General features: G+C 70.1%; 2 protein-coding genes and 2 pseudogenes. All 4 read left to right on the top strand.

Annotated features, from left to right (window positions below; translation table 11 throughout):
• Positions 1-301: acyltransferase domain-containing protein (locus OQ02_RS39070; protein WP_033443731.1), on the top strand; the 301-nt coding region annotated here is incomplete at its 5' end.
• Positions 302-306: 5 nt separating this feature from the next.
• A pseudogene (locus tag OQ02_RS47435) lies at positions 307-1,089 on the top strand (polyketide synthase dehydratase domain-containing protein); the annotation flags it as partial.
• 382 nt (positions 1,090-1,471) lie between these two features.
• Positions 1,472-1,858, top strand: a pseudogene (locus OQ02_RS47440) (SDR family NAD(P)-dependent oxidoreductase); the annotation flags it as partial.
• Positions 1,859-1,901: 43 nt separating this feature from the next.
• On the top strand, positions 1,902-2,234 hold a 333-nt coding region (locus tag OQ02_RS46495), incomplete at its 3' end, for an acyl carrier protein (RefSeq protein WP_231500444.1).

A 2,234-nucleotide genomic window follows, 5' to 3' on the forward strand; every position in this document is an offset into this window, starting at 1 on the left:
GGTGTACTCCACCGTGACCGGCGGACCACACGACACCACCCGCATGGACGCGGGCTACTGGTACCGCAACCTGCGCGACCCCGTCCGCTTCCACACCGCCCTCACCACGATGCTCACCGACGGACACGACATCCTCGTCGAAGTCTCCACCCACCCCGTCCTCGCCCTCGGCACCGCCGAAACAATCACCGACACCGGACACGACACCGCCGTCGTCCCCACCCTGCAACGCGACCAGGGCGACATCCGCCGACTGGTGACCTCGATCGCCCTCGCCCACACCGCAGCACGACCGGTCTGACCACAGTGGACCACCCGCTGCTGGCAGGCGTCATCGACATGGCGGGCGGCGGGCGGGTGTTCACCGGACGTTGGTCGTTGGCCGACCACCCGTGGATGGCCGATCACTCCGTCTTCGGCCAAGTCGTTGTCGCCGGAGCCACCTTCGTCGAACTCGCCGCCACCACCGGAGCCTCCGCCGGATGTCCCGTCGTCCACGAACTCACCTTGCACGCGCCGCTGGTCCTCACCGACGACACGCCCGTCACCGTGCAGCTCCGGATCGACCAACCCGACGACAGCGGACAGCTCCCGTTCACCCTCCACTCGCGCGGTGACTCCGGCGAATGGGTCCAGCACGCCTCGGGTGCGCTGGCCGCAGACGTGGAGCCGGTCGCGTCGGTTGATCGGGCATGGCCGCCGAAGGGCGCGAGCCCAGTGCCGCTGGACGGCTTCTACGCCGCCCTCGGGCAGCGGGGCTTCGGCTACGGACCGGTGTTCCAAGGCCTCCGTGCGGCCTGGCAGCGCGGCGACACCCTCTACGCCGAACTCTCCCCCGTCGCCGAGCCGGGGTTCACCGTCCACCCAGCCACGATCGACGCGGCCTTCCACGCCGCGCTCACCGACACCGGGGACGAAGTGGTCCTGCCGTTCACCTGGTCCGGCGTGCGACTGCGTCCCACCGCCGCCGACACGCTCCGCGTCACGCTGACTCCGACTGACGGTCCCCACAGCACAAGCATGACCGCGACTGACACCGACGGCCGCCTCGTCCTGTCGGTGGGCGCGGTGGCCGGACGTCCGGTGACGCGCAGCCAGCTGGAGGCGGCCCGCACGAGCGCCGACCCCATGTACACCGTCGAGTGGACCGACGCCGCAGTCCCGGCCGGCATCCCGTCGACCATCGCCGTACTCGGACCGGAAACCCTGGACATCTCCGGTCCCGGGGTTCGTCAGTACGCCACCCTGGCAGACCTGGTGACCGACGTGGACGCCGGGGCGATCGTCCCGGAGTGGGTGGTCTACCCGGTTTCCCCGCCCGAAGGGGATGTTCCCGCAGGGGTCCGCGAGACCGTGGGCCGCGTGCTCGTCGTGCTCCAGGACTGGCTGCGCCACGACCAACTCGTCCACACCCGACTGGCCGTGGTCACCACCGGAGCGGTCGCACTCGACGGCCACGCACCCGACCTCCGACGGCACCGTGCTGATCACCGGCGGCACCACCGGCCTCGGCGCCCTCACCGCCCGCCACCTCGTCACCGAACACGGCGTGCGCCGCCTGCTGCTCACCAGCCGTCGAGGCCCCGACACACCCGGCATCGACGACCTGATCGAGGAACTGACCGCACTCGGCGCAGAAGTCGACATCCGAGCCTGCGACGTGGGCGACCGCGACCAACTCGCGGCCCTGCTCGCCGAAATCCCCGAAAAGCACCCCCTGCAGGGAATCGTGCACAGCGCGGCCGTCCTGCACGACGCCACCACCACCAACCTGACGCCACAACACTGCGCGGACGTCCTCGCACCCAAAGCCGACGCCGCCTGGCACCTCCACCAACTCACCCGACACCTACCCCTGACCGCCCGACACCGCGCGATTCGCAACCCTCGGCATCCGACCGTTGCCCATCGCCACCGCCCTGCGGCACTTCGACACCGCCGTCACCGCACCCGCGGCCCACTACTGCGCCGCCACCCTCACCACCACCGGCCTCGACCGAACCACCACACCACCCATCCTCCACCGACTCCTCCCCGCCACAACCAGCACCACCACCACCGTCCACAACGGACTACGCGAACAACTCGCCACACTCCCCGAACACCAACACCGACACCACGTCCAACAACGCGTACTCACCGCCGTCGCCACCGTCCTCGGCCACACCGACACCACCACCATCCACCCCACCAACACCTTCAAAACCCTCGGCTTCGACTCCCTCACCGCCATC

This window comes from Saccharothrix sp. NRRL B-16314, from assembly GCF_000716595.1.
Classification (GTDB): domain Bacteria; phylum Actinomycetota; class Actinomycetes; order Mycobacteriales; family Pseudonocardiaceae; genus Actinosynnema.